The following is a 2,900-nucleotide window of genomic DNA, read 5'->3' as shown; positions in this document are numbered from 1 at the left end:
GTGTAGTATTGGGCTTTTGGATATTCTCGAGTAACTTTTACGTATGTTTCCCCCACTCGTAAGTCTATCCTTTTGGATTGCTTAGTCCAATGCATCGTTGCTTTGGTCGTTGCCGCATACTTCCGGTAGTAATTGCAGTACTGGGTGTACTGAAGGGGGATTTCCTGATTCAGGCGGCAAATCTCGCAATATTCGCTCCAGAGCAAGCTGAGCGTAACACCGCTCTTGGCCAGTTCTCGATGGATCTGCTCACAGTACGGGATCTTACGCGACTGCGAGGACGACTGGGCTTTTTCTGGGAACAACAAAAGCGACAGATCTTCATCCGTCAGATCCTCTGGTAGCGGCCATGTCAGTTCCTTTCGATTTGCACGGGCCAACACCTCTGATACGGTGTTGCGCGAGCATAATGTGGCCGCAATTGAGCCTTCTCGATAAACGGATATGAATTAATTGATATCAATTGGTGATGTGGTAACTCTTTTACAAATGATTAGGGATATAGTAAAAGGTCAAGATAAAACGCAAATGAAAGCGGCTACCATTAGCACCGTTATTAGGATATAATTGGAGGAATTTAACTATAGAATGAGGGGATGTAGATGTCAGAAATACAGGCAATTGTATTAGACTTGGATGGAACATTACTTGATAGTAGCAAATCCATATCTCCTCGGAATTATCGTGCAGTTAAAGAGTGTTTTGAATCCGGAATTCAAATTATTGTTGCTACAGCACGACCGCCTAGAGTCGCTAAACAATTCGTAAAGGATATTCCTTTTGTAGATTACATTGTTTTCTACAATGGTGCCTTAGTAACATGCAAATCTAAGCAAATTCAGCGGCACATTAGTATCCCAACAGAAATTAGCCAACAGATTTTTAAATTCATTGGGCTAAACGAGCACCACCCAACAATCTCATATGAAGTAAATGACTCATGGTATACGTGCACACCAGTTCCCGACTCAGAGTGTGCTCAGTTTGGTGCCCGTTCGAGTGATTCTAAACCACAAGTAGTCGATTACGATTTTATCTTTTCAATGTCTCCGACCAAAATACTCGTTGTTGGTTACAGCACATGGGAAGAACTTATCCAGCAATTCGGTGACCAAGTTAACGTAATCGCAACTGATGAAGGAGTATTGGTTCAAATTATGCATAAATCAGCTTCAAAAGAAAATGCTGTGCAGTGGGTCTTAAATGATATCGGGATAAACTCTGAACATGTAATGGTATTCGGAGACGATTTTAACGATTTGGGACTTTTCCATATGTGCGGATTTCCAATTGCAATGGGTAATGGGATAACCGAACTAAAAAATTGTGCTAAATACGTTACCGAATCAAATGATAACGATGGTGTTGCTTTAGCACTTGAGAAATTTGTACTGTAATCCTCCTTTGGTTTTTGAGGTCATCCATGAAAAAGGCATTCTAATACTAATTGGATATTTTTTGTTTTCAACACAACATCTTCGTATCTTCTTCCAGCTCCTCTGAAAGTTATTCCATTATTACCCGATGGAAGATGTTAGCGTCCAAAACTGTCAGCTACGGGCACGAGTCCTCAATAAAGCTACATCACGAGGCTACCACGAATTACTTGGTAGCCTCGTTCAGCTATAGGGTAGTGAAATGGAATAAACAGGAAGTTGATCAAGTCAGACCTGCATCCAAAGGCGATCTCGAAGCATACTCAGCAAACGGAAGTATAAGATGACTATTAAAGCGGTATTCCTCGATTTCTAAGGCACGTTGGTTCATGAGGATGACGAAATAATACCGGTTATTTGTGAGCAAATAAAATCTTTACTCGGCCCCCTGTTAAGGAATAGGGGCTTTTTGCTTTGTACGATCTGAACTCCACGCATCGAGGAGAACACTTTCCACAAACTTATCGTCTCACTATATGACACGTTATATTATAGTGTGGTATATTCTGTTTATATGTGATAATATGACCGTGAAAAGGAGTTGAGTGTGCTGTGTCAGAGACTCATGATGAAGTCGAGAAAGACGTCCCTTATTACAGAATTCAATCGGTAGATCGGACGTTGAATATATTGAAATGTTTCATAACGGAGAAACGTGCTCTGGGTGTAAGCGAAATTGCCCGTATGCTGGGCCTGAATAAAAGTGCGGTCCATCGCTTCCTGCTCACGCTTAGAGATCACGGATTCGTAGAGCAGTTGAGAGACTCCGATCGCTACATCATCGGGCCTACCGCTTTCGAGCTGGGTTCGGTTTATACCAATTCTACTGAACTAACGGTGGAAGGCAGGAAGGTATTGGCGGATTTGGTGCAGCAGACCGGATTATTGGCGCATCTCGCCATTCTGGATCAGGGTAGCGTGTTGTACCTGGTCAATGTAGAACCGGATCATCATCAATATCTTTTCGGTGAGGTCGGCCAGAGAAGGGTGGTCTACAATACGGCCTTGGGAAAAAGCTTGATGGCTTGGCTACCGGAAGATCAAGTCAGGGAAATATTGAAATCTTGTACCTTCCAGAAGCTTACCAGCCATACGATCGACTCCCTGGAACTTTACTTGAAGGAGCTTGAGCTTGTCAGGCAGATGGGGTATGCAGTAGACCGTGAAGAGTCTTCGATCGGCGTACATTGTGTATCGGTTCCGGTCCGAAACAAGCGTGGTGAATGGGTAGCCGCGATTAGCGTCAGCGGTTTCGGTATCGGCCACAGAATTCAAGAGCTTAGCCTAGCAGTAGCGAGCAGTGCTGCTCAACTGTCGCGAAGAATTTAGGAGGTAACGACGATGAACAGCAAGGAAGCGGGAAAGGGAACATTTCCAATTGCTAGAGGAACTCCGATTCGATTGGCCATGATTGGCATGGTGGACGGCAACGGTCATCCCTACTCATGGAGCGCTATGTTCAAC

The 2,900-nt window shown here is 43.8% G+C and carries 2 protein-coding genes and 1 pseudogene; 2 read left to right on the top strand and 1 reads right to left on the bottom strand.

Translation table 11 applies throughout. The annotated features are described in order from the left end of the window. Positions 1 to 380 (bottom strand): annotated as a pseudogene (locus AC1DWB_RS33140) (hypothetical protein); the annotation flags it as partial. Between the two features lie 222 nt (positions 381 to 602). On the opposite strand from AC1DWB_RS33140, the gene AC1DWB_RS33135 reads away from it, so the two are divergent. Next, positions 603 to 1,397, top strand: a complete 795-nt coding sequence (locus AC1DWB_RS33135) for an HAD family hydrolase (protein WP_477545347.1) — start codon at positions 603 to 605, stop codon at positions 1,395 to 1,397. 591 nt (positions 1,398 to 1,988) lie between these two features. Beyond that, positions 1,989 to 2,765 carry an IclR family transcriptional regulator gene (locus AC1DWB_RS33130; protein ID WP_477545346.1) on the top strand — a complete coding sequence of 259 codons (777 nt, stop codon included), beginning with the start codon at positions 1,989 to 1,991 and terminating at the stop codon, positions 2,763 to 2,765. Positions 2,766 to 2,900: the final 135 nt, after the last annotated feature.

The organism is Paenibacillus sp. P4_E11, from assembly GCF_056401635.1.
The sequence above is the reverse complement of the archived record's forward strand: the minus strand, read 5'-3'. Positions and strand labels throughout refer to the sequence as shown.

Excerpts from the sequence above, each read along its gene's own strand:
- AC1DWB_RS33135 (WP_477545347.1), top strand. The coding sequence starts at position 603 with ATGTCAGAAATACAGGCAATTGTATTAGACTTGGATGGAACATTACTT.